Origin of the sequence: Bradyrhizobium sp. 33ap4 (assembly GCF_032654765.1) — a bacterium.
Taxonomy (GTDB): domain Bacteria; phylum Pseudomonadota; class Alphaproteobacteria; order Rhizobiales; family Xanthobacteraceae; genus Bradyrhizobium; species Bradyrhizobium australafricanum.
The window spans coordinates 1-647 of sequence record NZ_JAUMTJ010000229.1 but is presented as its reverse complement, the minus strand read 5'-3'; the positions used below and the strand labels follow the sequence as shown (position 1 = coordinate 647).

Sequence of the window (647 nt, the reverse complement as noted above, 5' to 3'; positions counted from 1 at the left end):
TAACTTCCAATTAAAAAGATTTAATTTTAAATAAAGTAATCAAATTTTTCATTTTTATCATCATTATTACCTCTCTTTTCTTCCTAATTTCCCTTTTCACTAAAAAAAAAAAACATTTCATAAAAGAAAAATTCTCACCATTCGAATGTGGATTCGATCCATTTTCAATATCACGTCTTCCATTTTCACTTCGATTTTACATAATCACCATCATCTTCTTAATTTTCGACATTGAAATTATCATTCTTCTTCCTCTCCCAATCATCTCCAACATATCTCATAGATCATATTCTACCGCTTTTCTTATCATCATCTTCATTTTTTTTATGGGCCTAATATATGAATGAAAAAATGGAATAATTGAATGACTAAAATAGAATAGTATTTAAAACTTATAAAATCTAATTTGCATTTAGAAATTGCCCATGCCTATTCTAAAAAGAAGCGATATATTGCAATCAGTTTCGGCCTGATACTAGGAATTCCCTTTTTTTAATAGAAGCCAAAAAGAGGCTATTCACTGTTAATGAATAAAATGAAGTTTCCTATTAAGACCATAGGAAAGGCTGCTAACCTTCACATAATGATATTCATTTGGTCTTTATTTTTATAGTGTAATAAACACTTAACATTTTCATTGTTAAAAA

1 protein-coding gene is annotated in these 647 nt (G+C 27.2%); it reads left to right on the top strand.

The genetic code is table 11. The features are described from left to right. Positions 1-23: 23 nt before the first annotated feature. Positions 24-347: an NADH-quinone oxidoreductase subunit A gene (ndhC, locus tag Q2M23_RS44440; RefSeq protein WP_410469857.1), complete on the top strand. Its 324-nt coding sequence runs from the start codon at positions 24-26 to the stop codon at positions 345-347. Positions 348-647: the final 300 nt, after the last annotated feature.